We start from the raw sequence: 24938 nt of genomic DNA on the forward strand, positions 1-24938 counted from the left end.
TCAGAGCCGTGAAAGGACGTCGACGAGGTCCTCGGAAGGCTCGACGCGGCGGCCGGGAAAACCGGCCTGCAGCTCGGAGAGGCTCACGTCATCGAGGAAGACCTCCGCGTCGTTCAGCGCCTGCGCGGAGAAGAGGGCCACGTCGAAGTCGCCGGCGTCGTGGAGCGCGTTCCGGTGATCCGCGCCCGGCAGCAGGCCGGCCGTCGTGACCATCGGCCCGTACAGCGTGTTCTCGACCGCGACGGTCGACACTTCGGCGCCGGTGCGCCGCGCGATGCGGCCCGCGAGACGGGTCAGCGTGGGTCCCATCGACGTCCCCGTGACCGCAACGATCCTGCACCCCTCCAGCGGGCCGAGCGCCTCCAGCTGTCCGGTCACGCGGTCCGTCAGCGTGGAGATCGCGCCGACGCCGTTGCTCTCGAGTTCGTGATCGTCGAAGTACGCGGCGCCCGGCGGTTCGAGTCTCGCCTGCAGGTACATCTCGTCGGCGGCGTAGCACCACCCCTGTCCCCGCTCCGACAGCGCCCGTTCGCGGATGGCGTCGACGTCGTCGAGCGCCGCGCGACATTCCCCGGGCGTGAGGGTCCGCCCGCCCAGCGCCGCGTTCCACGACGTGAGGCCCACGGGGACGATGGAGAGCGACCGGATCGCGTCGCCGCGGCGATAAAGGTCATCGATCGTGCGCGTCAGGTGCTCGCCGTCGTTCACCTCCGGACAGAGGACGACCTGCGCGTGGACGACGATGCGGCCCTCGGCCAGCCGGTCGAGATCCTGCCCGATGTTCGCGCTCCGGGGGTTCTTCAGCATCCGGAGCCGGACCGCCGGGTCCGTCGCGTGGACGCTCACGTAGAGTGGGGACAGTCGCTGTTCGAATATCCGGTCCCAGTCATCCGGACGCAGGTTCGTCAGCGTGATGTAGTGGCCGTGAAGGAAGGACAGTCGATAGTCGTCATCCTTCACATAGAGGGGCGCCCGAAGCTTGTCGAGTTTCGGGTTTCCCTTCACGAAGCAGAACGGGCACGCGTTGGTGCAGCGGCGGATCTTGTCGGGCTCCGGGACGATCCCCAGGGGTTCGTCGTCGGGTTTCTCGATCTCGAACAGAAACCGCTCGCCGGTCCGCCGCTCGGCGAGTACGCGGAGCTCGGGTTCCGCTTGGTGAAACAGAAGGTCGAGGCTGTCCCGAACGGGCTTGCCGTTGATCTCGAGCACGGCGAGGCCCGCCGGCAACTCGAGGTCGGCTGCGATCGACCCCGGCTTGACGCTGGCGATTCGAATCATGGTCTCGCGCGTAGGGCTGCCGCAGGCGGGCCGCTCCCGCTTCCCGGGAGCGGCTGGCGGCCTGGCAGGCCGTGGCTGAAGCCCCGCTGCGAGCGGGCGGTCAGCCCTCGATCGTCCCGTACCGGAACCCGGCCAGGGGCACGTCGGACTGGAGCTCGAAGGTGAAGCCGCCGGAGTCGGCGTCGAAGGTCTGCGTCTCCTCCCTGACGATCTGCCCGCCGGCGTCGACGAACTCGAACGTGATCTGCAGCGTGCCGGAGGCGGTGCGGTTCGTGAAGGAGATCTGCACGATGTACCGGCCGTTGGCCGCGGCGGCCATCTGCGCGAACGTGACGGAGAGCGGCAGCTCCTGCTCCTCCCCCATGACCTCCATCGCCCGATCGTTCATGTCGGCGCGACCGAGGGCCTGGAAGTGCAGCTGGTGCGCCAGCGCGTCGTAGGGATACCACTGCGTCAGGGTGTCCGCGAGCGCGATGACGGGCCCGGGGCGGCCGGACTGGATGGAAGCGTTGACGTAGTTCTCCATCGCTTCCTTGTTGTAGGGATTCCCCTCGCGGGCGCTCCCGAACGCGGTGGCTGCGTCCGAGAAGTTCTGCGCGTTGTAGAACCCCACCCCGACTTCGAGCCACTGCTGGTACGTCAGGTCGGTGCGCTCGAGGGTCTCGGCATAGATCGCCGAAGACTCCTCGGTCTGCCCCTGATCGGCCAGGACTCCCGCATACCGGATCTGGATCACGACATCGTCGGGGTACCTCGCCAGATAATCGGCGAAGGTCTGGAGGGCTTCGTCCGCCCGGCCTTCCGCCACCAGCATGTCGCCGAGTCCGCGGACGGCGGTCTGCAACGACTCCGCGTCCGCATCGGGAATGTCCGCGGCGAGCGCGGCCTGGTACGTCTCGATCGCGCCCGCGTTGTCTCCCATCTGTGACTGCAGGAGCGCCGCATTGCTGTACGTGCGGAGGTCGGGCTTGAAGTCGTTCGCGAGCATGAAGGCGTCGAGCGCCGCTTCGTTGTCGGCTGCGCTGTAGGCCGTCACGCCCTGGTTGTAGAGCCGGACCCATCCGTTGTAGCGCTGTGCCTCGCCGTGCATCATGCACTCGGGCGACGCGGTCGCGTCGTAGCGGTCGAGAAACTCCACCGCATCGCGGAAGTTGCCGAGGCCTATCTGGACCTGCGCGCCCAGCAGGGGGACGACCGGATTCTCGCTGTCCAGATCCGCCCCGAGCGCCTCCCACGCCTCCATCAGGATCGTCAGGCTGTCCCCCGCTGTGGCGGCTTCCGCGAGTCGCTGAAGCGCTTCGGAGGCCGTGGAGGCCGCGCTGTTCGGGTCGAACTCGCATTCCTGCGCCTGCCCGAAGAGTCCCGCGGACGTGAAGATCGACGCCAGGGCCGCGGCGGTCGCCGTCCTCGCGCCAGTACGCACCATGTTCAACATCGTTCTGAACCCCTGTTTCTGTTTACAGTCCTGGACCGCGCCAAGATAGCCGGAAGGCTGCCCCGGCGCACGAACGCAGCCGACTAATACGTGAGCAGATGCGCGGTGTTGAAAAGGACGACCGTTTCCCCATCGCGCAGCTCTCCGGATCGCCGAAGTTCGCGCGCCCCGGCGAGGGTGGCTCCGCCTTCGATCGAGGCCCCCACGCCGGCGGCGCCGAGTGTGAGGGCCCCGTCCTTCATCGCCTCGTCGGAAACGGCGACTCCGCCTCCGCCCGATTTGCGGATGGCTTCGAGCATCAGGAAGTCTCCGAGCGCTCCCGGCACCCGGAGTCCCCACGCCTCGGTCGAGGCGTTCCGCCACGGCTCGGCATACGTCTCGCCCGCGGCGTGCGCGCGCACGATGGGCGCGCAGCCCGTGCCCTGCACGGCGTAGAGGCGCGTGTCCCCGTCAATCAGGCCCAGTGCCCGCAGCTCCGCCAGCGTCTTGGCGCTGCCGATGAGGCCGGTGCCGCCGCCGGTGGGGTAGACGATGGCGTCGGGCGCCCGCCAGCCGAGCGCTTCGACGATCTCGAGCATCATCGTCTTCTTCCCCTCGATCCGGTAGGGCTCCTTGAGCGTGGAGATGTTGAAGGCGCCCGTTTCGGCGCCGTACTCGGCGGAGAGGCGGCCGCATTCGTCGATGAGCCCGTCGACCCGGACGATGTCGGCGCCGTAGTGCTCGCAGCGCCGGGCGACGCCCTCCGGCGTGTCCTCCGGGATGAAGAGGCGGCAGGTCACTCCCGCGCGCGCCGCGTAGGCCGCGAGGGCCGCGCCGGCGTTGCCCGCGCTCGGGATGACGAGGTCCGTCGCGCCCTCGTGCACCGCCCGCGTGACGGCGGCGCACAGGCCGCGGTCCTTGAAGCTCCCGGTGGGGTTGAGGCCCTCGTCCTTCACGAGAAGGGTGAGGCCCTCGAACTCCCCTCCGACGTCGATCTCGAGCAGGGGCGTGCCGCCTTCGCCCAGCGTCACCGGATCTTCGTCGGGCTCGATGGGCATGATCTCCCGAAAACGCCACATCCCGCCCTGTCGCCCGGCCCATGCCCGCCGCAGCGCTTCACCGTCCAGGGCTCCGAGGTCGTACCGGGCCAGCAGCGGCTTCCCGCAGTCGCGGCACACCGTGGCCAGCCCCCGCGCGACGGATCGCCCGCACAGACCGCATTCAAGGCGCCAACTCATACGCTTCGCTCCTTCTCCCGGGTGGTGTGTATGGTGCCGTCAGCTCGTGTCGCCGCCCGCCTCGGGCCGCGTGGACGGCACCGCCGCCGCGAGCCGGGACAGGGTGCGCTCCCGTCCGAGCGCGTAGGCGACCTCGCCGAGGTCGGGTCCGTGAAGCTGGCCGGTCAGGACGACCCGGACGGGCGGAAAGAAGGTACGCCCCGCGAGCCCGGCGTCCCGCATCGCGCCGCGCAGCGCCGCCGCGAGGGGTTCGGGTCGCCACGCCGTATCGGCCCACGCCGCGCGGGCGAGGCGGATCGCGGTCTCCGCCGCCGGAGCGGAGAGCAACTCCCGCGCGGCGGACCCGCCGGTCTCCGGCACGCGGTAGATCGGCTCGACCTCGGACGTGACGTCGGAGAAGAGACGCGTCCGTTTGGCGAAGACCTCCGCCGCGCGACGGAGATCCGCGTCGTCCAGCCCCAGCCCTTCCACGTCGAGCCACGGCGCCCAGTCGCGGGCCAGCCGCTCGGCGGGTCCCGCCCGCAGGTGCTGTCCGGAGAGCCAGGTCATCTTCTCCTCGTCCACCTCGGCATCGGCCGCTCCCAGCCGGTCGAGGTCGATCCGTTCCACGAGCGCCTCCCGGCTCAGGAACTCCTCCCCGTCCACGGAGGACCACGAGAGGAGCGACAGGTAGTTGAGCAGCGCGTCCGGATGGAACCCCCGCTCCCGGTAGTCGAGAACCCCGGCCGCCCCGCGTCGCTTGGAGAGCTTCCCTCCCCCGGGGGCGAGGACGGTCGGGATGTGGACGAACGCGGGCGGCTCGACCCCGAAGGCCCGGTACAGGAGAACCTGCTTGGGTGTGTTCGAGAGATGGCCCACGCCCCGGATCACGTGGCTGATCTCCATCTCGATGTCGTCCACCGCGACCGCGAAGTTGTAGGTGGGCCGCCCATCGCTCCGCACGAGAACGAGGTCCCCCAGATCGTCGCCGTCGATCGCGAGCGTGCCCTTAAGGAGGTCCGTGAACTCGACCGGCCCGGATTCGATGCGAAGCCGGATGGCGGTCTCTCCTCCGGAGCGGAACGCTTTCCCCGATTCCAGCAACTCCTCCGCCCGGGCCCGATGGCGTTCGGCGCGCGCCAACTGGCGGTATGGCGGGAACGGCCCTCCCTCCCGCGGTCCCTCGTCCGGGGAGATGCCGAGCCAGTCGAGCGCCTCGTAGATCATCTCCTCTCCCCCCGGTACCGCGCGCTCGGTGTCCGTGTCCTCGAGCCGGAGCACGAAGGCGCCGCCGTGCCGTCGGGCGAAGAGCCAGTTCAGGATCGCAGTGCGCGCGTTGCCCAGGTGGAGGGCTCCGGTCGGGCTCGGGGCGAACCGGGTTCGGACCCGCGCCGTCGAAGCGGTCGGAGGGGTCATGGCGCCTCTTCTTCCGCTTCCGCCTGGAAGCCGGCGCAACGCAGCACGGGCAGCGTCGGATAGCGCCGAAAGCGCGCGTCGTCGCGCGAGAGTCGGCAGAGGAGGAAAGCGGATCCGCGGTCGCTCCGGATCCAGCGGCGGTGACGGCAGCGCGCGCACAGGCCCGCCGGGGGACGTCCGCCGCGCATCACGAGGCGGCTCCCCCGCCCGGATCCTCCTCGTGGAGGGCGGTGAGGATCGACGTTGCCGTCGCCTCGCCGATCCCGGGCGTGCGCGCGAGCTGCGCCGGGGTGGCCCGACGGATGAGGTCGAGACTGCCGAACCGCTCCAGCAGACGCTGCTCGCGCTCCGGTCCCACCCCCGGGATCTCGCTGAGCCTCGATCTGAGGGCCCGCCGCCGGCGCAGCGTCCGGTTGTACCGGAGCGCAAAGCGATGGGCCTCGTCGCGCGCCCGCTGCAGCCAGTGCAACCCCGGGTCGGCGCGCGGAAGCCGCAACGGGGTCGGGGTCCCGGGCCGGAACACCTCCTCTTCGCGCTTCGCGAGGGCCACCGTGGGCAGGTCGGAGACACCCGCGCCATCCATGGCCTGCCGCGCGGCCGAGAGCTGTCCCCTGCCCCCGTCCACGACGACGAGGTCCGGCAGGGCGCCCCCCTCCCGGACGCGGCGGTCGAAGTAGCGCGAGACGATCTCCTGCATCATCGCGTAGTCATCGGTCTGTCCCTCCTCCGAGTCCCGGATCCGGAACTTTCGGTACTCGTCCTTGTGCGGCCGTCCGTCCCGGAGCCACACGCTACTCCCGACCGACTCACGGCCCGCGAGCGTCGACACATCGAAGCAGACGATGTCCCGCGCCGGCGCCTCCAGCTCGAGCGCCTCCGCGAGCCGCGCCGCGGCGGGCGAGGGTAGCGCCGCCTCGACCCCGGTCGCCGCCTCATCTCCCTGCTCCACCCGGTCCCGCTCCAGCACGTGCGCCGCGTTCCGGCTCGCGGCCCGCGTCAGCTCCAGTCTCGGCCCGCGCGCGGGCACCCGGATGCGGAAGCGGTGGCTGGCGACGCCCGAAAGGTACTCCTCCACGAGATCCTGCTCGTCGAACGGCTCCGGCACGAGGAGTTCCGAGGGGACATCGTCCGCCTGGCGCAGATAGTACCCCTTCACCAGGGCCCCGAGCACGGCTTCGTCCGGCTCGTCCCCGACGTTCGCGAGATAGTGGATCCGGCGGCCGACGAGCCTTCCCTCCCGCACCTTCAGCACGACGCCGCACACCGCCCCGTCCGCCGGCCGGCGCGCGAATCCGATCACGTCGCGACTCCCGCCCCGGGGGTCGATCGCGGCCTGCCGGCTCTCCAGTTGATCGAGGCCGCGCAGGACATCCCTCAACTCCCCCGCCCGTTCATAGTCCAGCGCTTCGGCGGCCTCCGCCATCCGGCGCTCCACGGAGCGCCTGACGGCCCCCGTACGCCCGCCGAGGATCTCGAGGATCTCGTCGATCATCGTCCGATAGTCCGCTTCGGACTGGAGGCCCGCGCACGGCGCCTTGCAGCGCCCGATGTGATAGTCCAGACAGGGTCGGGGCGGAAGCTCCGCCGGCATCCGGTAGTGGCACGACCGCACGGTGTACATCTTCTTGATCGCGCGCAGCGCCCGGCGCATCGCCCCGACGTCGGTGAAGGGGCCGACGTACCGCGAGCCGTCATCCCTCAGCCGGCGCGTCACGAAGATCCGCGGGAAGGGCTCCGTGATCGTGACCTTGATGTACGGATAGCTCTTGTCGTCGCGGAGCTGGATGTTGAAGCGCGGACCGAACTCGCGGATGAGATTCCACTCGAGGAGGAGCGCTTCGGCTTCCGAGCGCACGGGGAAGGTCTCGATGCTGTCGATCTCCCGCACGAGGCGGATGACCTTCACGGAGCGGCTCGCCTCGGCCCCGAAATAGGAGGCGACGCGCGACCGGAGCGATTTCGCCTTTCCCACGTAGAGGACTTCCCCCGCCGCATCGCGAAACAGATAGACGCCCGGCTCGTGGTCCAGCCCCCGCGCCTGCTGGCGAAGCGCGTCGAGATCCGGCCCTCGCGTCCCTCCCTCCCCGCTCATTCCCTCCGCTCCGCCGCCGGGGGTTCGCCGACGGTCCGGAGCCCGGTCGGGAGGCCGGCGCAGGCGGCGTAGCAGACCCCGCCAGCGACGAGCGCGGCCGCGAGGAGGGTCGCGTCGCCGAGGAATCCGTCCGGGAGGAGGCCCCCGAGCAGAGAGCGAACCGCCAGGAAGGCGACGGCCGCGAGGCTGGCGCCGACCGCCATCCGGCCGAGCGAACGCCGCACGGGGCGGAACCACCCGCCCGCGCCCCGCCGCCGAAGGCCCCGCATGAGGAGGACGAGGTTGACCCAGGCGCCGACGGAGCCGCCGAAGACGAGGCCCGCCGCCGCGCGCAGCCCGAACCCGCGGTCTTCCATCCACAGCGCGGTCGCGGCCCCGATCAGGATGCCGGTCCCCACCCCGGCCATGGCGTACTTCACCGGCGTCCGCGTGTCCTGGAGGGCGTGGAACGCGCTGGCGAACAGCTTCGTGAGACCCGTCGCGACGAGTCCCAGCGCGTAGGCGCCCAGGCCCCACTGCACGACCGGTACGTGTTCGGCCTCGAAGGCGCCCCGTTCGTAGATGAGCGAGGTCACGAGGTCCCCGAGCAGGAGGAGCACGGCGACCGACGGAAGGATGAAGTAGGCGACCCGCCGCACGCCCGTGGAAAGATGGGACCGCAGGGCCTCGACTCCCTTCTCTCGGGACATCTCGGGCAGCGCCGCCACGGCCACGGAGGCGCCGAACAGCGCCATCGGCACCATGGCGATGCGCTGGGCGAAGTAGATGCCCGTGAGCGCCCCCTCGGCGAGGAGGCTCGCGACGAACACGTCGGTCAGGCTCGAGAGCTGAAAGATCCCCTGCCCCGCCGCGACGGGCATGGCGTTGCGCGCCACGCGCCGCGTGGGCTCGAAGCGGAGGTCGATTCGGGGGCGGAGCGTCCCGAGCAGGCGGTACACGGCGGGGAGCTGGACGGCGACCTGCAGCACACTTCCGATGAGGGTGGACCAGGTGAGCACGACGATGAGCGGCGCCCAGCCCATCCGCGCCCCCAGCAGGAGCCCGCCGATCTGGGACAGGTTCCAGACGACGGGCGCGACGAAGGGGAGGAAGAAACGGCGGTGGCTCGTCAGGATTCCGAGGCACCACGCACCGACGATCATCACGCCGGACATGGGGAAGAGGATGCGGACGAGGCGCGTCGTAAGCTCGCTCAGTTCCGCGTCGTAGCCGGGCGCGAGGATCCCCAGGAGCCAGGGCGCGGCGGCGACGACCGCGGCCACGACGAGGAGGGAGAGGAGTAGGAGGCCGCCCAGGACGCCCTGCGCGAGCCTCCGCGCCGCGGCCGTTTCGCCCCGCTCCATCAACGAGGAGAACACCGGCACGAAGGAGGCGGAGAGCGCGCCCTCGCTGAGGAGGTTGCGAAAGGCGTTCGGAATCTTGAGCGCGGCCGCGTAGGCGTCCGTGACGGGCCCGACGCCGAAGGTGGCGGCGATGATGACGTCCCGCAGAAACCCGGTGATGCGGCTGGCGAGAATACCGGCGGCGACGCGCGTCGCGGAACGGCCCTGTCCCGGCGCCTTCCCCTCGGTCAGATCAGCGCTCCCCGCCGTTTTCGGCCGGCCGCCCCGCGTCCCCGGTGGGGAGTGCCGGGAGCGCTTCATCTCCTTCCACGAGCGCGCGCACGAAGGCGGTCTCTTCCCGGATGCCCTCGACGGCCTGCGTCAGGTACTGGATTTCCTGCTCGAGCGCGTCGATGCGCGCGGACTGGTTCGTTCCGGGCTCGGTGTTCCCGATCCGGCGCGCGAGGGCTTCGGAGAGGGGCGAGTCGATCACGATGGCGAGCACCGGGATGAGGACGATCAGCCCGAGGACGACCATGAAGGCGAAGGTCATCTCGGATCTCCCGTGCCGCTCATTGTCGCGCCCCCCGTGGAAAAACGTCTGCTCGCGAGTGCCCACCGAAACGATGTACCCGCGAACGCCGCAAGCTATCCATCTCCCGCGCGACCCGCCAAGAAGGACGCGACCCGGCGATCGGTCTCGCGGGCCAGCCGCTCCACGAGTCCGGGGCCGTAGCGGCAGAGAAAGGAGAGCGGATTCAGTACCCTTTCCTGAGGTCGCCGCCGCGGGAAGAGGTTCGCCCCTGCGCGGCGCACCTGGCCCAGCCGGACATCGAGTCGTTCCCGGGTCGCGCGGTCCACCTGGCGGCCCAGTTCCGAGGCCGCATCGAAGATGCCCTTCCGCATCTTCCCCGCCGCCCCTCGCAGACCCGGCACGTCTTCGGCCACGGCCTCCTCGATCGCGGCCATCCCCGTCCCGGCGTCCTCCCGGAAACGGTCGAGCGCCCGCTTTACCGCTTCCGGCCGCGCCTCCCGCGTGAGGCGTTCGACGACCGGCTCCGCCCCCGCGGCAAGATCCTGCGGGGACAGACCGGTCCGATCGAGAACCCGTCGCGTGCGCGCCTCGACGAGCATCCACGCCGCGCGCGGATGGATGGACGGCACAGGGACATCGAGGGCGCCGAACAGCGGCCCGAGTTGGCTCCAGTAGGCGATCTCGCCGGGCCCCAGCACCGTCGCGGCCACGGGGAGGAGCCAGGATTCGAGCGCGGGGCGGGATGCGACGTTCGGCGAAAAGCCCTCGGGCGCGGCCTCCAGCCGTTCGCGCCAGCGTTCCGGCGACGCCGTCTCCTCCCGCCGGACGCGATGCCTCCCGCCGCCCTCGTCGAAGAAGAGCGGCAGCGCATCCCCGACGCGCGAGATCGGCGCCTCGAAACCCTTCGCCTGCAACGCGCGCGCGCCCGCCGCCTCCGCCTCGAGGATCCCGTCCCAGTCCGAAAGAAGCCGGTCGTGGAACGGAGCCGCGGCGCGCCGGAGCTCCGGGTGCGCCGAATCGATCCATGCGTATCCCCGATCGCCGACCACTCCCGCGAGGAAGCGGGCGAAGGCGGCGGAGACCGGTCGCCCCTCGACGTAGGCATCTCGGATCAACTCCAGGTAGTGCGCCGTAAACTCCGAATCAGGAACGAGTTCAGGCAGAGCGCCGAGGATATCCATCCCGGAGCCGTCGAGGACGTGGGATCCCACGGAACGGCGCTCGCCGCCATCGGGGACCGGGAGCGCGAGCGTCCGCAGCGCGTCCGAACGGTCGAGGATCGTCGCGCTACCCACCTCGTCCCAGTCGTGGTCATCCGAGGCGATCCAGAACAGGGGGACGACGGGGGCGCCGAGGGTTTCCTCGAGTCGAGCGGCGAGCGAGATGGCGGTGAGGGCCTTGTAGAGGACGTAGATGGGCCCGAGCAGAAGGACGGGCTGGTGCCCCGTGGTGACGAAGACTCCCTCCCCCCGGAGGACGGACTCGAGGCGCGCGCGGACACCCGGTCCGGAAACACCGAAGGCGTCGGGCCCAAGCCGCGAATGGCGAGGAGACGGAGGGGCGGTCGGGGCAAGATCGCTGGCGAGAGGGAGAAAGCCGACGTCGCCCGCGTCCAGGACGGTGTGCGCGATTGAGCCGGGGACGCCCAGGGGCCGCGGGAGGATTTCCGGGTTCCCCGCCGGACTCAAAGGGTCCGTCCCATCAGAAGCAGGCGAGCGGAGTCGCTCCTGAACGGCGTTCCGTCATAGCCGCCGAAGGCGTTCGTCGCCTCGAGTCCATGCTCGCGCAGGAGCCCGCGCAGCGCCTCCGGCGAATAGAGGCGCACGCGCTCGTGGTAGACCTCCGGCTCACGGCCCGCGGTTCCTCCGATTTCGATTCGCTTGAACACCTGGTCTCCCTCCACCCACCGCGTCTGCCGCACGGGAGTTCCGTTGATCTCGCCCACGGACTCCGGATCGAGGCGGTCGATGACCCACGCCGCGTGCAGATAGTCCATCAGGAAGGGGGCGCCGGGCCGGAGCACGCGCCGGATCTCCCGCAGAACCTCGATGTCTTCCTCCGGCGTGAGAAAGTAGCCGAAGGAGGTGAAGAAGTTCACGAGACCATCGAACGTCCCGGCGGCGAAGGGAAGCCCGCGCATGTCCGCGCGGATGAGGGATCCGTCCACGCCCGGGCGCGCTCGCGCCGCATCGAGGAGCGGGGCGGAAAGGTCGATCCCGACCGCCCGCAGGCCCGCCGCCCGGAGACGCTGCAGGTGCCGTCCCGCGCCGCAGGCGAGGTCGAGGACGCGGGCGCCCGGCGCGAGTCCCGCGCGCTCGCGGTAGAGTCCGACCGCCCGGGCGGCCTCCTCCTCATCCCGATGCGGATACAGCTCGAGGTAGGCTCGGCCGAACCAGTCCCTGAACCACTCGGCCGGGGCGCTCATCGGTCCGACCACGGGTCGCTCACGGTCCCTTGTGGTACGGTTCGCCACGGAGAATCGTGGCTGCCCGGTAGAGCTGCTCCGTGAGGACGAGTCGGGCGACCTCGTGCGGGAGCGTCATGTCCGAGAGCGCGAGCCGGGTGCGGGCGCGGGCGAGCAGCCCCGGGGCGAGTCCGTGCGCCCCTCCGATCGCGAACGCGGCTCCCGGCCGCCCATAGGTGCGCATGTCGTCGAGGTAGTCCGCGAGGGCCCGCGTCGTCCAGCGCTCGCCTTCGCGTGTGAGGACGATGAGGTCCAGTTCGCCGGGGAGTCGCCGCTCGAGGGCCGCCCCCTCCCGCTCCCGCGCTTCCGATGCGCGCGCATCGGGCAGTCGAGCCGGATCGACGAGAACGGCCTCGAACCGGACGTACCGGCGCAGGCGGTCTTCATACTCCTCCGTCGCCCTCCGCAGAGCGGTGGCCCGGTTCCGTCCGACCGAGGCCACGAGGATCCGCGTCACCCCTCGGCCGCCGAATCACGGTCTTTCCGACCCGATGCCGCATCGATAATCAGGCGTCTCACGTCTTCCCAGCCGGCCTTCCATATGAAAGTCTCGGGGAGAACCCAGATCGGCAGGCCCGGGTCGAAGAGCGGGCGAAGTCGGGAAAGGTCCTTGCGGGTGGTGAGCACGCCGCCCCGCCCCGCCGCCCGGATCGCGGCCGTCCGCTCCCGTGCCGATGGCGTCCCGTGATCGCTCAGCGCGAGCCGCTCCCGAACCGACGCGCACGCGGCGCCGGCCTCCGCGAAGAAGAGATTGGGCTTCATGATCCCGGTCAAGGCGAGCCGGGGGGCCGGCGACCCCGACCAGCGGCGCGCTCCCGCGTTCGCGGCCTCGGGGGGGCCGTGCCCGAACACGCCCGTCGCCACCGGGACGCCGGGGGCCAGACTGCCGCAACGGACCCGGAGTGCGGCGTCGAAGCGGGAGAGTTCGGCCGTCCACGGCTCCCGCCCGGTGATGAGGATCGCGTCGGCACGGGGCACGGCACGTTCCCAGCGCTCGCGAAAGGGACCGGCGGGGAGGCGCTCCCGGTTGGTACGGCGAAGCGCGTCCCGGTCGAGAACGAGGACGTCGAGGTCGCGGGAGAGCCGGCGATGCTGAAAGCCATCGTCTACGATGGCGACGGTCGCTCCCGCCGCCGCCGCCCGCCGCCCGGACCGGAGCCGGTCCGGGTGACCGCGGATCGACGCCCCCGGCGCCTCGTGCGCGAGCAGATCGAGTTCGTCGACGTATCCCCGCGCGAGAATGGCCGGACGGTGCCCGGCTTCCCGAAGCGTGCGGGCGATGCGGGCGGCGAGCGGCGTCTTCCCGCTTCCCCCGGCCGTCACGCCGCCGACCGAGATCACGGGGAGGCCGGCGGAGTGCGTGGCGAGGATCCCAAGATCGTACAGGCGATGCCGGCCGTCGTGGAGGCCGCCGTAGATGCGGGCCATCCCTCTCAGCGGGAGCGCCGGGCGCGGGCGGCGCCACTGGTTGCGAAGGCGGAGTTCGAGCGAGCGCCGCACTGGAATGCGACGCGTCTCCCGCGCCGCCTGCTCGCAGCGGGCCGCCTCGCGCCGGAGTGCGGCCTGGATGTTTCCAGTGTCCGGCGCATCGCCCTCCCCGACCGGCGCCAGCGACACGAAGACCGTGGCTCCGGGGGCGGGGATGAGGAAGCGATCCCAGCTCGGGAGCCGCAGGCCCGAAGATGCCGCGACCCCGACCACGGTCACGGAGCTTTCGGTCAGCGCCGCGATGCGCGCCGTGCCTTCCTTCAACGACCGCCGGGGGCCGCACGGCCCGTCCCCCGTGATGATCACGCCGCGTCCCGACGCGAAGGAGCGGGCCAGCTGCCGGAAGCCGGCCGAACCGCCGCGGGTGCTCGAGCCCCGGGCCACGTGGTAGCCGAGGCGTCGGAGGACGCGCGAGACGATCTCGCCGTCGCGGTCACGGCTCGCGAGCGTCGCGAGTTCCTGCCCCGCGAAGAGGCATGTGAGCGGGAGGAGGTGTTCGTGCCAGCATGCGTGGATTTCATGCGTCAGCCGAGGCCGGTACGGACGGCCGGGGTCGTCGGGGTGCCGGAAGCGCCACGTCCGGCTGACCGGAAGGACGGCCCGCACGAGTCGGACCGCGACGCCCGGCGGGATGCGGCGGGCGCTCAGCACGGTCCGCCGGGGCGACCCCGGGAATCGGAGTCCCCCAGAAGTTCGATCGCGTGCCTCGCGACCCGGGCCGCGCACCCCGGCTTCCCGAGCCGCTCGCGAACGATCCCGAAGCCGCGAAGCATCTCCCGGCGTGCCGGCGCCTCTTCACGGAGGAGCCCCTCGAGCGCCTCTGCCGCTTGCTCCGCCGTCAGCCGATCCTGGAGGAATTCCGGAACGACCGGCGCCTCCGCCACGAGGTTGACGAGCACGATGGAGGGAACGCGCACCAGCCGGCGACCGATGGCCCACTCCACCCTGCCCATGCGGTAGCCCACCACCATCGGCACGCCCGCGAGGGCGAGTTCGAGCGTGATCGTGCCGGATTTCGTGAGGGCGGCCCACGACCGCTCCGTGGCCTCACGCGCCCCCGCGGTCGGGAACCCCGCTGCCGCATAGAGCGATTCCGGCAGATGCGGGGGGCGCGCGATGATGAAATCGAGATCCGGGTGCCGCCCCGCGAGTCGTCGCGCGGTTTCCGCGAAGACGGGAAGCATGTGCCGCACCTCCTGCGCCCGCGATCCCGGAAAGAGCCCGATCACCCTGTCCCCACCGGAGGCGCGGACCTCGCTCGCTGCGGGAGACTCCATCGCCGCGTGAGCCCCCGCGCCGCCATCGGGAGCGGACGTCGCGTCGAGCAGAGGGTGCCCGACGAAGTCCGTGCGCACGCCGTGTCGTTCGAGGAGCGCCGCCTCGAAGGGGAGCACGGTGAGGACGCGGTCGCAATCGCGCCGCAGTTTTCCCGCCCGGCCCTCCCGCCAGGCCCACACCTGAGGCGCGATGTAGTAGAGGACCCGGCGTCCCTGCCGGCGCGCGCTCCGGGCGAGCCTGAGGTTCAGCCCCGGGTAGTCGATCGGAAGAAACAGCCGGACGTCCTCCGTCACGAAGAGGCGCCGGATCCTGCGCTCGAGTCGAAGGAAGCCGGGCAGACGCCGCAGCACCTCCGTCCCCCCCATGACCGACAACTCGTCCAGCCTGGCGACCCTCGACACTCCGGCCGCCTCCATCTCACGGCCGCCCATCCCGAACAGCCTCGCCCGGGGCAGCTTCCGGCGGATCTCCCGTGCGACCGCCGCGCCGTGGTGGTCCCCCGAGGATTCGCCGGCGGAGATGAAGATCGCCGGCGGTGGACGTGGGGTCAGGACAGTCGGCCGAGGTAGGCCATCAGCATGAGGACAAGCGCAAGGAGAATGAGGAGAACCAGGGTTCGGGGTCCCCTCTTGACCGCCCCTCCGAGCTTCTTCCGCTCCTCACGAATCTTGATCAACGACATGTACGAACTCCTCGATTTCGCGGGTGATCCGGATCGCGACTTCCAGCGCGTCCCTGCCCGCGTGACCCGATACCAGGCGGCTGGGACGTCCCGCGATCGCGTCGGCGAAGGCCTCGAGTTCCCGGCCGAGCGCCTCGCCGCCGCGAGCCTCCAGCGGCACATGCTCCACCAGGGCTTCCACGCCCGTGATTTCGGTCACGGTCCGCGGGTCGCGCCGCCTGTAGTGATGTCCCGTTCCGGCCGCCAGATCCAAGCTGAAGTACCCGGAGCGCTGGAACAACCGCAGCTTCCGCAGCGCCTTCAGCGCCACCCGGCTCGCGGTGATGTTCGCCACCGTGCCGTCCTCGAAGCAGAGGCGCGCGTTGGCGAGGTCGATCCGGGGTGAGATGACGGGTACGCCCACCGCGCGCACGTCCGCCAGCGGCGCCTCCGTCAGCGTGAGGACGAGGTCGATGTCGTGGATCATGAGATCCAGGATCACGGTGGTGTCCGCCCCGCGGGGTTGAAACGGGGCCATGCGCAGGGACTCGATGAAGCGCGGCCGATCGAGCCACGGTTCCGCGGCGAGGAGGACGCCGTTGAAGCGCTCGACGTGTCCGACCCCGAGAACGACGCCCTTCTCCTCCGCGAGCGCGAGGATCTCGTCCGCCTCCGCGAGGCTGCTTGCGAGCGGCTTCTCGACGAGTGCGTGGCACCCCGCGCGGATCGCGGCGGCCGCCGCTTCGCGGTGCGACACGGTGGGCACCGCAACGACGACGGCTTCGACCCGGTCGAGCAGCGTCCCGGCCTCCTCGAAGGCGGGCACGGACAAGGTGTCCGCGACCTCCCTGGCCCGCGCGGTCGACCGGTCGTGGACCCCCTCCAACTCGAACGCGTCGCTCTGCGCCAGGAGCCGGGCGTGCTCCGCGCCCAGCTTCCCGACCCCGACGACGCCCGCCGGGATCCGGCTCACACGGCAGGCCGGGTCTTCGCCTCGCGCGGTCCCGGCGGGAGGTCGTCGTCCGGTCCGACGCGGGTGGCGGTCACGCCGCGTTCGGAATCGCGGATGAACTCCACGAGTTCCCGCACCTCGGGGGTCATGTCTCCCCGCCGGACGCGGTCGAGACTCGCCCGGAGCGGCTCGCCCGACCGGAAGATCGTCCGGTAGGCGGCCTGCAGCGCGCGAATCGCCTCCGGCTCGAATCCCCGGCGTTCGAGGCCGATGCGGTTGACGCCGTACGTGCGGGTCCGGCCTCCCCCCGCGAGCGTGTACGGTGCCACGTCCCGCGAGACGCGCGCGCCTCCTCCGACCATCGCATGCCGGCCGATCCGGGTGAACTGGTGGATGCCCGTCAGCCCTCCGACGATGCCCCAGTCTCCGATCTCGACGTGTCCTCCCATCGTCACGCCGTTCGCGAGTACGACGTGATCCCCGATAAGGCAGTCGTGGGCGATGTGCACGTAGGCCATCACGAGCGCGTCCGCCCCGACCGAAGTCACGCCGCTCGCGGCCGTCCCCCGGTTCAGCGTCGTGAACTCGCGCACGACGGTGCGGGGCCCGATCTCCAGGAAGGTGCGTTCTCCGGCGTATTTGAGGTCCTGCGGGTCCGAACCCAGGACGGCGCCCTTCGCGATGCGCACATCCTCGGCCACACGCGTATCCCGTTCGATGAGTACGTGCGGGCCGATGCGCACCCGTTCGCCGACCACCACGTCGGGGCCGATCACGGTGTACGGGCCCACGGTCGCGCTCGATGCGATGTTCGCCGATGGATCGACGACGGCCGTCGCATGGCGCCCCGGCGCGTAGCCCGCCGACATCACCGGTCCATGACCTGTCCCAGAATCGTGGCCTCCGCCGCGACCCTGCCGTCGACCCGGGCCACGCCCTTCAGCTTTCCGCGCGTGGCCCGCCCCTGGACGAGATCGAGTTCCAGGATCAGCTGGTCGCCGGGGATGACGGGCCGCCGGAATTTCACGCCGTCCACCGAAAGGAAGTAGATGACCTTGTCCTCGGGGTTCTCGAGGCCGTTCATCAGCAGAAGTCCCCCGCACTGGGCCAGCGCCTCGATGATGAGCACCCCGGGCATCACGGGACGGCCCGGAAAGTGCCCCGCGAAGAACGGTTCGTTCGCGCTCACGTTCTTCAGGCCGACGATCCGCTGCCCCGGTTCGATCTCGAGCACGCGGTCCACCAGAAGCATCGGATACCGGTGCGGGAGGATGTTCAGTATTTCGGTGACGTCCATCACCCTTCCTCGTTCATCTCGTTCTCCCGTGATCCGGCTCCCCGTGTCGTGCCGCACGACACGAGCCGGCGGGCGAGTTCCAGATTGCCGTGATGTCCCGGTCGTTCCGCGACCACATGACATTGCAGTCTCGCGCCCACGAGTGCGAGATCGCCGATGATGTCGAGAATCTTGTGGCGCACGAACTCGTCCGGGAAACGGAGTCTCTGTCCGGCCTCGAGCCCGTCCGCGGAGAGCGCGAGCGTGTTGTCCCGCGTCGCTCCGAGCGCGAGTCCCCGCTCACGCAGCGTCTCCCTCCATTCGGACAGCCCGAAGGTGCGGGCCGGCGCGATCGCCCGCAGGAACTCCACGGGTTCCAGCCGCGCGCTGGCCGACTGCCGCCCGATAAGAGGGTGGTCGAAGTCGATCGTCGCCGATATCCGGCCGGAATCCGCGGGAAGGACATCGTACCGGGTCTTCCCGATGGAGAGGCGCAGGGGGCGGTCGATCCGGAGGCACGGCGCCTCCGCGTCCTGCGCGACGGGCCCGGCTTCCAGCAGCCGGTCGCACCACGCGCCGGCGCTCCCGTCGAGGGCGGGCGGTTCCGGCCCGGAGACGTCGATCAAGAGGTTGTCGAGCATCAGCCCGTGCGCCGCGCCGAGCACATGTTCGGCGGTGCGAACCACGGCTTCACCCCGTCGGAGGGCGGTCTCGCGGTGGGTGGAGTGAACGGACTCCACCGTCGCCGGTATCTCCGGCGCACCGGGAAGATCCGTGCGGCGGAAGCGCAGACCGCCGTCTTCGGGCGCGGGACGAAGCCTGACGACGGAGGGCTCCCCCGTGTGTATTCCGTACCCGCGGACCTCCACGGCCCGCGCGATCGTGCGCTGTTTCGCGGTCAAGCGCCTTCTTCGTCCGGCCCGTCCCGCCGGGCGGGCCGCTCGCCCTCGCCGCGGGCGCCCAGCCACCGCTCGAGCCGCGCGACGCGATGGAAGAGGTCCGGCAGCCGGCTCAGGTGTGCGGCCTCCTTCAGCCACGAACGCTGAGGCCGGGCCGGCGTCCCTCCCAGCTCCGCTCCGGCCGGCACATCCTGGACCACGCCCGTCTGGCCCGCGATACGCGCGCCGGCACCGATCGTCAGGTGGCCCGCTACGCCGGCCTGGCCGCCGAACTGCGTTCCGGCACCGATGTCGCAGCTTCCCGCAATGCCGACGTGCGCCGCGATGAGGCAATCGCTCCCGATCCGCACGTTGTGCCCCACATGCACGAGGTTGTCGAGCTTGGTCCGGTCCCCGATCCGCGTGTCGTCGAGCGCGCCGCGGTCGATCGTGCAGTTCGCCCCGATCTCGACGTCATCTCCGATCACCAAGCCGCCGATCTGCGGCACCTTGTGCGCCCCGTCCGGCCCCGGCACGTACCCGAAGCCGTCCGTCCCGATGCGGACGCCGGCATGCACCCGCACCCGGTCGCCCAGCTCGACGCCGTGGAGGACGGAGACGGCGTGGCCGAGCCGGCAATCGACCCCGATCCGGGCTCCGCGGCCGATCAGCGTCCCCGGCCCCACCCACGTCCCGCGCCCCACCCGGGCCCCGTCTTCCACCACTGCGCCCGGGCCCAGCGACACCGCCTCCCCGATCCGAGCCCCCTCGTCGACCCGGGCGGAGGGGTGGATTCCCGGCGGCGGCGGGGGCTCCGGATGAAAGAGCCGCACGATCGCGGCGAAGGACAGATGAGGGTCGTCGACCTTCAGGACGCTGAACCGGAGCTCGCGCGGTTCGAAGCTGCGCGGGGTCAGCACGGCCCCCGCCCGCGTCACCCGGACGGCTTCCCGCATCGCTTCGCGGGCGAAGAATGCGAGGTCTCCCGGGCCGGCGAGGTCGAGCGAGGCGACTCCGCTCAATCGGCGGTCGGGATCGCCCAGCACATCCGCGCCCACGCGACGAGCGAGATCGGAGACCGTGAACGTCGTCATTCGCGGACCGGGCCGGACCCGCGCCGGATACTAGCCGCCGGGCAGGGCCGAGAGGTCGGCGAGGTCGACCCCGAGACGATCGAGCACCGAGGTGGTGATGTCGAGGGAGGTGTCCGCCGCCACGACGCCCGCGGCGATGTCGAGCACGATCGAGTAGCTGTTTTCCGCGCGGATCTCCTCGATCACCTCGTTCACGCGCACGACGATCGGTTCGAGCAGTGCCGCGCGACGCCGATCGAGTTCCACGTTCAGTTCCTGCTGCCGCGTGGCCGCCTCCTGTTGCTTGTCACGGATCTCCTGCTCCTTCTGCTGGCGTCCCGCCGGGTCGAGCAGCGACTGCTGCTGCTGGTACGCCCCGATGAGAGAGTCGATCTCCGCCGCGAAGGCATCGAGTTCGCCTTCGAACTCGTTGGACACGCGCTGAAACGCGGCACCCGCCGAGTCGGCGCCGGGTGCGACGGGAAGGATGGCCTGCGTGTTCACGTAGACGATCGGCGTCCCCTCAGGGGGCAGCGGGACCACCTCCAGCGCCGCGGGCGCCCCCGGCAGTTCCTGGCCGGCCAAAGGGCCCGCGATCAGCGAGCCAAGCGCCAGCGCGCGCATCACGGCCGGCCTTGCGCCCCCGTGGATCCAGTTCATGTCGGTATCCCTCTCGGTTCAGAACACACGTCCGAACTTGAAGTGCAACTGCCAACCCGGATCCGGCCGGCCCAGGACATCGCGCCGATCGAATCCGTATGCGTAGTCGAGTCCCAGGGGACCGAAGGGCGTCACGAGACTCGCGCCGATCCCCGCCCCCACCAGAAGGTCCGTCGGGTTGAGCTGGCTGTCGTCCAGCCAGACGTTCCCGGCGTCCATGAAGGCACTCATGAAGATGCTGCTCGTAAGCTTGATCCCGAAAGTCACGCCGGTCCGGAAGAACGATTCTCCCACGCGGTCGAGGTCGCTGAAGGGGGCGTCATCCGGGATGTGCCCCGACGGGGTGATCGAGGCCTCGTCGTATCCTCGCAGCTGAATCCCCGCCTGGGTGCCCCCCGCGTAGTAGCGCTCGGTGAAGAACGGATTTTTGCCCAGGATGAGCCCCGCCTCGAAGCTGAGGCCGAAGGTGAGTTCGATGGGCGGACTCGTGCTCCCGGGGCCCCCGCCGAGCCGGCCCACCGGCACGAACCACTCGCTTGTCAGGTCGAGCTTCTGGTAGTTCCCGTCGCCCCCGAGAACGCCCCCGGTCTGCCGGAACGCGAGCTGGTTCCGGGCGCCCGCCGTCGCGAACAGGGGATTGTTCCGGCTGTCCTGGACCAGACGCCCCGAGAGCGTGGACCGCAGACCGGTGAAGAGCGATTGCCGCCTCCCGATCGCGTTCGTCGTGTCGAGCCCCCGCACCTCGTCGTTGAAGAGCGAGTAGCCCACGAAGACGCGCGTGTTTCGGATCCCGAAGATGGGGATGCCGACCTCGGTCAGCCCGCCCCTCTGGCGGCGGTCCCCGAGGCTGAAGCCGGTGAACTGGTCCCGCGAGTCCCGGAAGGTGGCGTTGGCGGAGTAGTGGCTTCCCAGGAGTTCCGGGTCGGAGTAGGTGAGGTCGAGGTCCCGCTGCCGGCGGCCGAAGATCCAGCGGATGCTCCCCGTCTTCGCGAGTCCGAAGAGGTTCGGCTGCGAATAGCCGATGAACCCCGCGAGTCCGGTGTAGCCGGACGCGGTGATCCCGAAGTTCATCGTCCCCGTCTGCTTCTCCTGCACGCGCAGCGAGATGTCGATGTCCCCGTCCGGGCGCGGGCGGATGTCGATCGCCTCGTCCGGCGGCAGCGGCTCGAAGAAGTTCAGCCCCTGGATGTTCTGGAACGACTGGATCAGGCGTTCCTGCGAGTACACGTCTCCGGGGAAGATGAGCAGGCGGTTCCGGATGACGCGGTCGTGCGTGGCCGTGTTCCCCTCGATCGCGATCTCCCGGATATAGCTCCGTGCGCCCTCCTGGATGACGAGGTGGGCCGTGACGCGCGGCGGCTCGCCCTCGGGGACGTCCACGCGCCGCACATCCGGCGTGACGCGGGAGGCAAGGTATCCGTTGTTCCGGTAGAGGTCTCCGAGGTCTGCCGGCGAAGCGTAGAAGGCGGTGAAGTTGAAGGGAGGATAGGTCTCGTCCCCTTCGGGCTCGTGCTGGTCCCGGCGCACGATCGGCTCGATCGTCGCGAGCGGGAAGGCGCGGTTCCCCGTGATTCGAAGGTCCTCGAGCAGATACTGGTCGCCCTCCGCGACGCGGATCTCGATCCGGCCCTTCCCGGTGACGCGGTCCGATATGACCGTGTCCCCGAGCACCTCGAAGTCGAGAAAACCGTTCGCGCGGTAGAAGTCCGGGAGTCGCTCCGTCAGGTCGCGCCGGAACTCATCCTTCTTGAGTTCGCCCGAATCGAACCAGAAGAACCCCTCCTCGTCCGTCGCCATCGCCGCCCGGAGTTCCGCGTCCGTGAACGCGTCGTTCCCGTCGAAGGTGATCGCCGTAACCCCGAGCCGCGGCCCTTCGTCCACGTCGAACACGACGAGAAAGTCCGAGGGAAACGCAGCGTCCGGGCGGATGAGCGTATCCACGCTCGCGGTCGGAAACCCTTCGTTGGACAACAGTTCGAGGACCGTGACGCGCGCCCGCCCGATCCGGCTGGGGTCGAGCGGACTGTTGTTCGCGAGGCCGACGGTGTCGCGGATGACGTCTTCGTCCACCCGTTCCAGTCCGCGGAAGGCGTACTGGGTGATGTAGGGCCGTTCCTCCACCCGGATGTAGAAGACGCCGCGCTCGGGATCGTCCGACTCCGCCACCCCGATCTCGACATCGGAGAAGTCTCCGGAGCTGAAGAGGCGCCGGATCGCGTCCTGGATCTGGGGCTGGCGCACGACGTTGCCCGCGCGAAGGCCGCTTCGGGTGATGATGATGTTCGCGGTGTGGCGCTGATTCCCCACGACCACGACCGAATCGACGCGGACGGATGACTGGTCGAGCTGAATCTGCGCCGCCGCAGGCTCCACCGCGGCGAGCCCGAGGATCAGGCCCGTCAGCCCCAGTCCGCCCGCCGCGCTGGCGAGCGGCCGCCGGCGGTTCATTTCGCCGAGGAAGTCGTGGGCGTGGCGAACACCAGGCTGTCCTCATCTTCGGCGATGTCGACTCGGATCTGATCGCCGGGCTCGAAATCGGCCATCAGGATCCGCTCGGAGAGCGCATCCTCGACGTGCCGCTGAATCGTCCGCTTGAGCGGGCGCGCCCCGAACTTCTCGTCGTAGCCGCGGTCCACCAGGAAACGGATCGCCGCATCGGTGAGCTCGAGTTCGAGCCTCTCCTCCGCGAGGCGCTTCTGTACCTCCCGGAGCTGGATGTGCACGATCTTGCCGAGTTGCTCCTTCGACAGCGGGTGGAAGACGATCGTCTCCTCGACCCGGTTCAGGAACTCGGGCGTGAACACCCGGTCGATTTCGTCCGAGACGCGTTCCCGGATCCGCTCGTAGTCGATCCCGCTCGCTTCTTCCGTGAAGCCCACGCGGGTCGAGCTGCCGATGTCACGGCTCCCGACGTTCGATGTCATGATGACGACGGTGTTCTTGAAGTCGATGACCCGACCGTAGTTGTCCGTGAGGCGACCCTCGTCGAGGACCTGGAGCAGGATGTTGAAGATGTCGGGATGCGCCTTCTCGATCTCGTCGAGCAGGACGACGCTGTACGGCCTCCGCCGGATGGCCTTCGTGAGCGCACCGGATTCCTCGTAGCCGACGTAGCCCGGCGGCGCGCCGATGAGACGGCTCACGGAGAATTTCTCCATGTACTCCGACATGTCGACGCGCACGAGCGCGCTTTCCTCGGCGAAGAGGAAGCGCGCCAGAGCCCGCGCCAGCTCGGTTTTCCCGACCCCGGTCGGACCACAGAAGATGAAGCTTCCGATCGGCCGGTCGGGATCCTTCAGGCCTGCCCGCCCGCGGCGGATCGCACGGCTCACCGCCTCGATCGCCTCGTCCTGCCCGACGACGCTCTCGTGCAGTTCGTCCTCCATGCGGAGCAGGCGGTCCGTCTCCGCCTCCCTCAGCCGCGTCACGGGAATCCCCGTCCAGCGGCCCACGATGAAGGCGATGTCGTCCTCGTCGACCGTCGGGCGGAACTCGGCCCGCGCCCGCTCCCATTCGTCGCGCCGGCGCTTGATCTCCTCCTGGACCTCCTTCTCGCGGTCTCTCAGGTAGGCGGCGCGCTCGAAGTCCTGGTCGCTGATCGCGGCGTCCTTCCACTCCGCGAGTTCTTCCAGCTTCGTGTGGAACTCCTGCACCTCGGCGGGCGGCACCTGCGCGGCGAGCCTCGACCGCGCCCCGGCTTCATCGATCACGTCGATCGCCTTGTCCGGGAGAAAGCGGTCCGTGATGTAGCGTTCCGCCAGCCGGGCGGCGGCGGAGAGCGAGGTGTCCGGGATCTCCACGTTGTGATGATCCTCGTAGTACTTTCGGAGACCCTGGAGGATCTCGACGGTCTCGTCGATGGTCGGAGCTTCGACGATCACGGTCTGGAAGCGACGTTCCAGGGCCCCGTCCTTCTCGATGTACTTCCGGTACTCGTTCAGCGTGGAGGCTCCCACGCACTGCAGCTCCCCCCGGGAGAGGGCGGGCTTGAGCATGTTCGACGCGTCGATCGCGCCTTCCGCCGCTCCTGCGCCGACGAGCGTGTGCAGCTCATCGATGAAGAGGATGACGCCTTTCGCCTGCGAGGTCTCGTTCACGATCGCCTTGAGGCGCTCCTCGAACTGGCCCCGGTACTTCGTGCCGGCGATGACCGCCGCCATATCGAGCGCAAGGACGCGGTGCCGCTTCAGGCTGTCGGGCACGTCGCCCCGCTGGATGGCCTGGGCGAGACCTTCGACGATCGCCGTCTTGCCCACCCCCGGCTCGCCGATGAGCACGGGGTTGTTCTTCTTGCGGCGCGAGAGGACCTCCATCATGCGCTCGATCTCGCCCAGCCGTCCGATCGTAGGATCGAGCTTCCCCTGCCTCGCGAGCTGCGTGAGATCGCGGCAGAAATGGTCCAGCGCCGGGGTCTTCGACTTCTTGTCTCCCTTCGTGCCCGACGCACTCGCGGGATCGGAAACGGAGGCCGCGGCGGGCGTGCCGCCGGCCGGCATGTCCGTCCCGAGCAGCTTCAGCGTCTCGGCCCGCGCGCTGTCGAGCCCGATTCCGGCCTCTCCGAGCACCTTTGCCGCGAGCCCCTTCTCCTGGCGGAGGAGACCGAGCAGAAGGTGCTCCGTCCCCACGTAGGTGTGATTGAGTTCCTCCGTCTCCGCCATCGCGTGCTCGAGAACGTTCTTCGCCTGCGTCGTGTAGGGGAGCTCGCCGATCGACGAACTGCTCTTCCCCGTCCGGATGTTCCCCTCCACGAGCCGCTTCAACTCGTCGAGGTCGGCGGACAGGTTGGCCAGGACCGCGGAGGCGACGCCCTCGCCTTCACGAATCAGGCCGAGGAGGATGTGCTCCGTGCCCACGTAGTCGTGCTTGAGGCGGATGGCCTCTTCACGCGCCATGGCGAGCACTTTTCGAACACGGTCCGTGAAGTTGTAGTTCAT

22 protein-coding genes are annotated in these 24938 nt (G+C 70.1%); all 22 read right to left on the reverse strand.

Going from position 1 to position 24938, the window contains the following annotated elements; all coding sequences use genetic code 11:
• On the reverse strand, positions 1 to 1278 hold the full coding sequence (locus ACQY5G_RS12495; protein ID WP_428274447.1) for a DUF512 domain-containing protein: 1278 nt from the start codon (positions 1276 to 1278) through the stop codon (positions 1 to 3).
• A gap of 100 nt (positions 1279 to 1378) precedes the next feature.
• Entirely contained in the window at positions 1379 to 2713 is a 1335-nt protein-coding gene (locus ACQY5G_RS12500; RefSeq protein ID WP_428274449.1) for a tetratricopeptide repeat protein, read from the reverse strand.
• Between the two features lie 83 nt (positions 2714 to 2796).
• A complete protein-coding gene (locus ACQY5G_RS12505) occupies positions 2797 to 3930 on the reverse strand; it encodes a threonine synthase (protein WP_428274451.1) in 1134 nt (377 codons plus the stop codon).
• Positions 3931 to 3969: 39 nt separating this feature from the next.
• Complete coding sequence (locus ACQY5G_RS12510; protein ID WP_428274452.1) at positions 3970 to 5325, reverse strand: glutamate--tRNA ligase; 1356 nt, start codon at positions 5323 to 5325, stop codon at positions 3970 to 3972.
• The gene (locus ACQY5G_RS12515; protein ID WP_428274453.1) at positions 5322 to 5513 is read right to left on the reverse strand and encodes a hypothetical protein; all 192 of its coding nucleotides are present in this window, start codon (positions 5511 to 5513) and stop codon (positions 5322 to 5324) included. The genes ACQY5G_RS12510 and ACQY5G_RS12515 overlap by 4 nt, the downstream gene beginning before the upstream one ends.
• Complete coding sequence (gene uvrC / locus ACQY5G_RS12520) at positions 5513 to 7417, reverse strand: excinuclease ABC subunit UvrC (RefSeq protein WP_428274455.1); 1905 nt, start codon at positions 7415 to 7417, stop codon at positions 5513 to 5515. Before uvrC ends, ACQY5G_RS12515 begins: the two co-directional genes overlap by 1 nt.
• Complete coding sequence (gene murJ, locus ACQY5G_RS12525; protein ID WP_428274457.1) at positions 7414 to 9060, reverse strand: murein biosynthesis integral membrane protein MurJ; 1647 nt, start codon at positions 9058 to 9060, stop codon at positions 7414 to 7416. Before murJ ends, uvrC begins: the two co-directional genes overlap by 4 nt.
• Complete coding sequence (locus tag ACQY5G_RS12530; protein ID WP_428274459.1) at positions 8993 to 9292, reverse strand: hypothetical protein; 300 nt, start codon at positions 9290 to 9292, stop codon at positions 8993 to 8995. The genes murJ and ACQY5G_RS12530 overlap by 68 nt, the downstream gene beginning before the upstream one ends.
• 95 nt (positions 9293 to 9387) lie before the next feature.
• Positions 9388 to 10962, reverse strand: coding sequence for a bacillithiol biosynthesis cysteine-adding enzyme BshC (bshC, locus tag ACQY5G_RS12535; protein WP_428274461.1), 1575 nt, complete (start codon positions 10960 to 10962; stop codon positions 9388 to 9390).
• The gene (locus ACQY5G_RS12540; protein ID WP_428274462.1) at positions 10959 to 11699 is read right to left on the reverse strand and encodes a class I SAM-dependent methyltransferase; all 741 of its coding nucleotides are present in this window, start codon (positions 11697 to 11699) and stop codon (positions 10959 to 10961) included. Before ACQY5G_RS12540 ends, bshC begins: the two co-directional genes overlap by 4 nt.
• A 19-nt stretch (positions 11700 to 11718) precedes the next feature.
• Positions 11719 to 12195, reverse strand: a complete 477-nt coding sequence (locus ACQY5G_RS12545; RefSeq protein ID WP_428274464.1) for a 23S rRNA (pseudouridine(1915)-N(3))-methyltransferase RlmH — start codon at positions 12193 to 12195, stop codon at positions 11719 to 11721.
• The gene (locus tag ACQY5G_RS12550) at positions 12192 to 13877 is read right to left on the reverse strand and encodes a tetraacyldisaccharide 4'-kinase (RefSeq protein WP_428274466.1); all 1686 of its coding nucleotides are present in this window, start codon (positions 13875 to 13877) and stop codon (positions 12192 to 12194) included. Before ACQY5G_RS12550 ends, ACQY5G_RS12545 begins: the two co-directional genes overlap by 4 nt.
• A complete protein-coding gene (locus ACQY5G_RS12555) occupies positions 13871 to 15055 on the reverse strand; it encodes a lipid-A-disaccharide synthase (RefSeq protein WP_428278696.1) in 1185 nt (394 codons plus the stop codon). The genes ACQY5G_RS12550 and ACQY5G_RS12555 overlap by 7 nt, the downstream gene beginning before the upstream one ends.
• Positions 15052 to 15186 carry a hypothetical protein gene (locus tag ACQY5G_RS12560; protein WP_420616682.1) on the reverse strand — a complete coding sequence of 45 codons (135 nt, stop codon included), beginning with the start codon at positions 15184 to 15186 and terminating at the stop codon, positions 15052 to 15054. The genes ACQY5G_RS12555 and ACQY5G_RS12560 overlap by 4 nt, the downstream gene beginning before the upstream one ends.
• Positions 15164 to 16138: a Gfo/Idh/MocA family protein gene (locus ACQY5G_RS12565; protein WP_428274468.1), complete on the reverse strand. Its 975-nt coding sequence runs from the start codon at positions 16136 to 16138 to the stop codon at positions 15164 to 15166. Before ACQY5G_RS12565 ends, ACQY5G_RS12560 begins: the two co-directional genes overlap by 23 nt.
• A complete protein-coding gene (gene lpxA, locus ACQY5G_RS12570; protein ID WP_428274470.1) occupies positions 16135 to 16986 on the reverse strand; it encodes an acyl-ACP--UDP-N-acetylglucosamine O-acyltransferase in 852 nt (283 codons plus the stop codon). The genes ACQY5G_RS12565 and lpxA overlap by 4 nt, the downstream gene beginning before the upstream one ends.
• Positions 16986 to 17414 carry a 3-hydroxyacyl-ACP dehydratase FabZ gene (gene fabZ, locus ACQY5G_RS12575; RefSeq protein WP_428274471.1) on the reverse strand — a complete coding sequence of 143 codons (429 nt, stop codon included), beginning with the start codon at positions 17412 to 17414 and terminating at the stop codon, positions 16986 to 16988. Before fabZ ends, lpxA begins: the two co-directional genes overlap by 1 nt.
• Positions 17414 to 18295, reverse strand: a complete 882-nt coding sequence (gene lpxC / locus ACQY5G_RS12580; protein WP_428274473.1) for a UDP-3-O-acyl-N-acetylglucosamine deacetylase — start codon at positions 18293 to 18295, stop codon at positions 17414 to 17416. The genes fabZ and lpxC overlap by 1 nt, the downstream gene beginning before the upstream one ends.
• Positions 18292 to 19365, reverse strand: coding sequence for a UDP-3-O-(3-hydroxymyristoyl)glucosamine N-acyltransferase (gene lpxD, locus ACQY5G_RS12585; RefSeq protein ID WP_428274475.1), 1074 nt, complete (start codon positions 19363 to 19365; stop codon positions 18292 to 18294). Before lpxD ends, lpxC begins: the two co-directional genes overlap by 4 nt.
• A 30-nt stretch (positions 19366 to 19395) precedes the next feature.
• The gene (locus ACQY5G_RS12590; protein ID WP_428274477.1) at positions 19396 to 20004 is read right to left on the reverse strand and encodes an OmpH family outer membrane protein; all 609 of its coding nucleotides are present in this window, start codon (positions 20002 to 20004) and stop codon (positions 19396 to 19398) included.
• A gap of 18 nt (positions 20005 to 20022) precedes the next feature.
• Positions 20023 to 22452 carry an outer membrane protein assembly factor BamA gene (gene bamA / locus ACQY5G_RS12595; protein WP_428274479.1) on the reverse strand — a complete coding sequence of 810 codons (2430 nt, stop codon included), beginning with the start codon at positions 22450 to 22452 and terminating at the stop codon, positions 20023 to 20025.
• Complete coding sequence (locus ACQY5G_RS12600; protein ID WP_428274481.1) at positions 22449 to 24938, reverse strand: ATP-dependent Clp protease ATP-binding subunit; 2490 nt, start codon at positions 24936 to 24938, stop codon at positions 22449 to 22451. The genes bamA and ACQY5G_RS12600 overlap by 4 nt, the downstream gene beginning before the upstream one ends.

The organism is Candidatus Palauibacter sp., from assembly GCF_965261555.1.
Lineage (GTDB): Bacteria > Gemmatimonadota > Gemmatimonadetes > Palauibacterales > Palauibacteraceae > Palauibacter.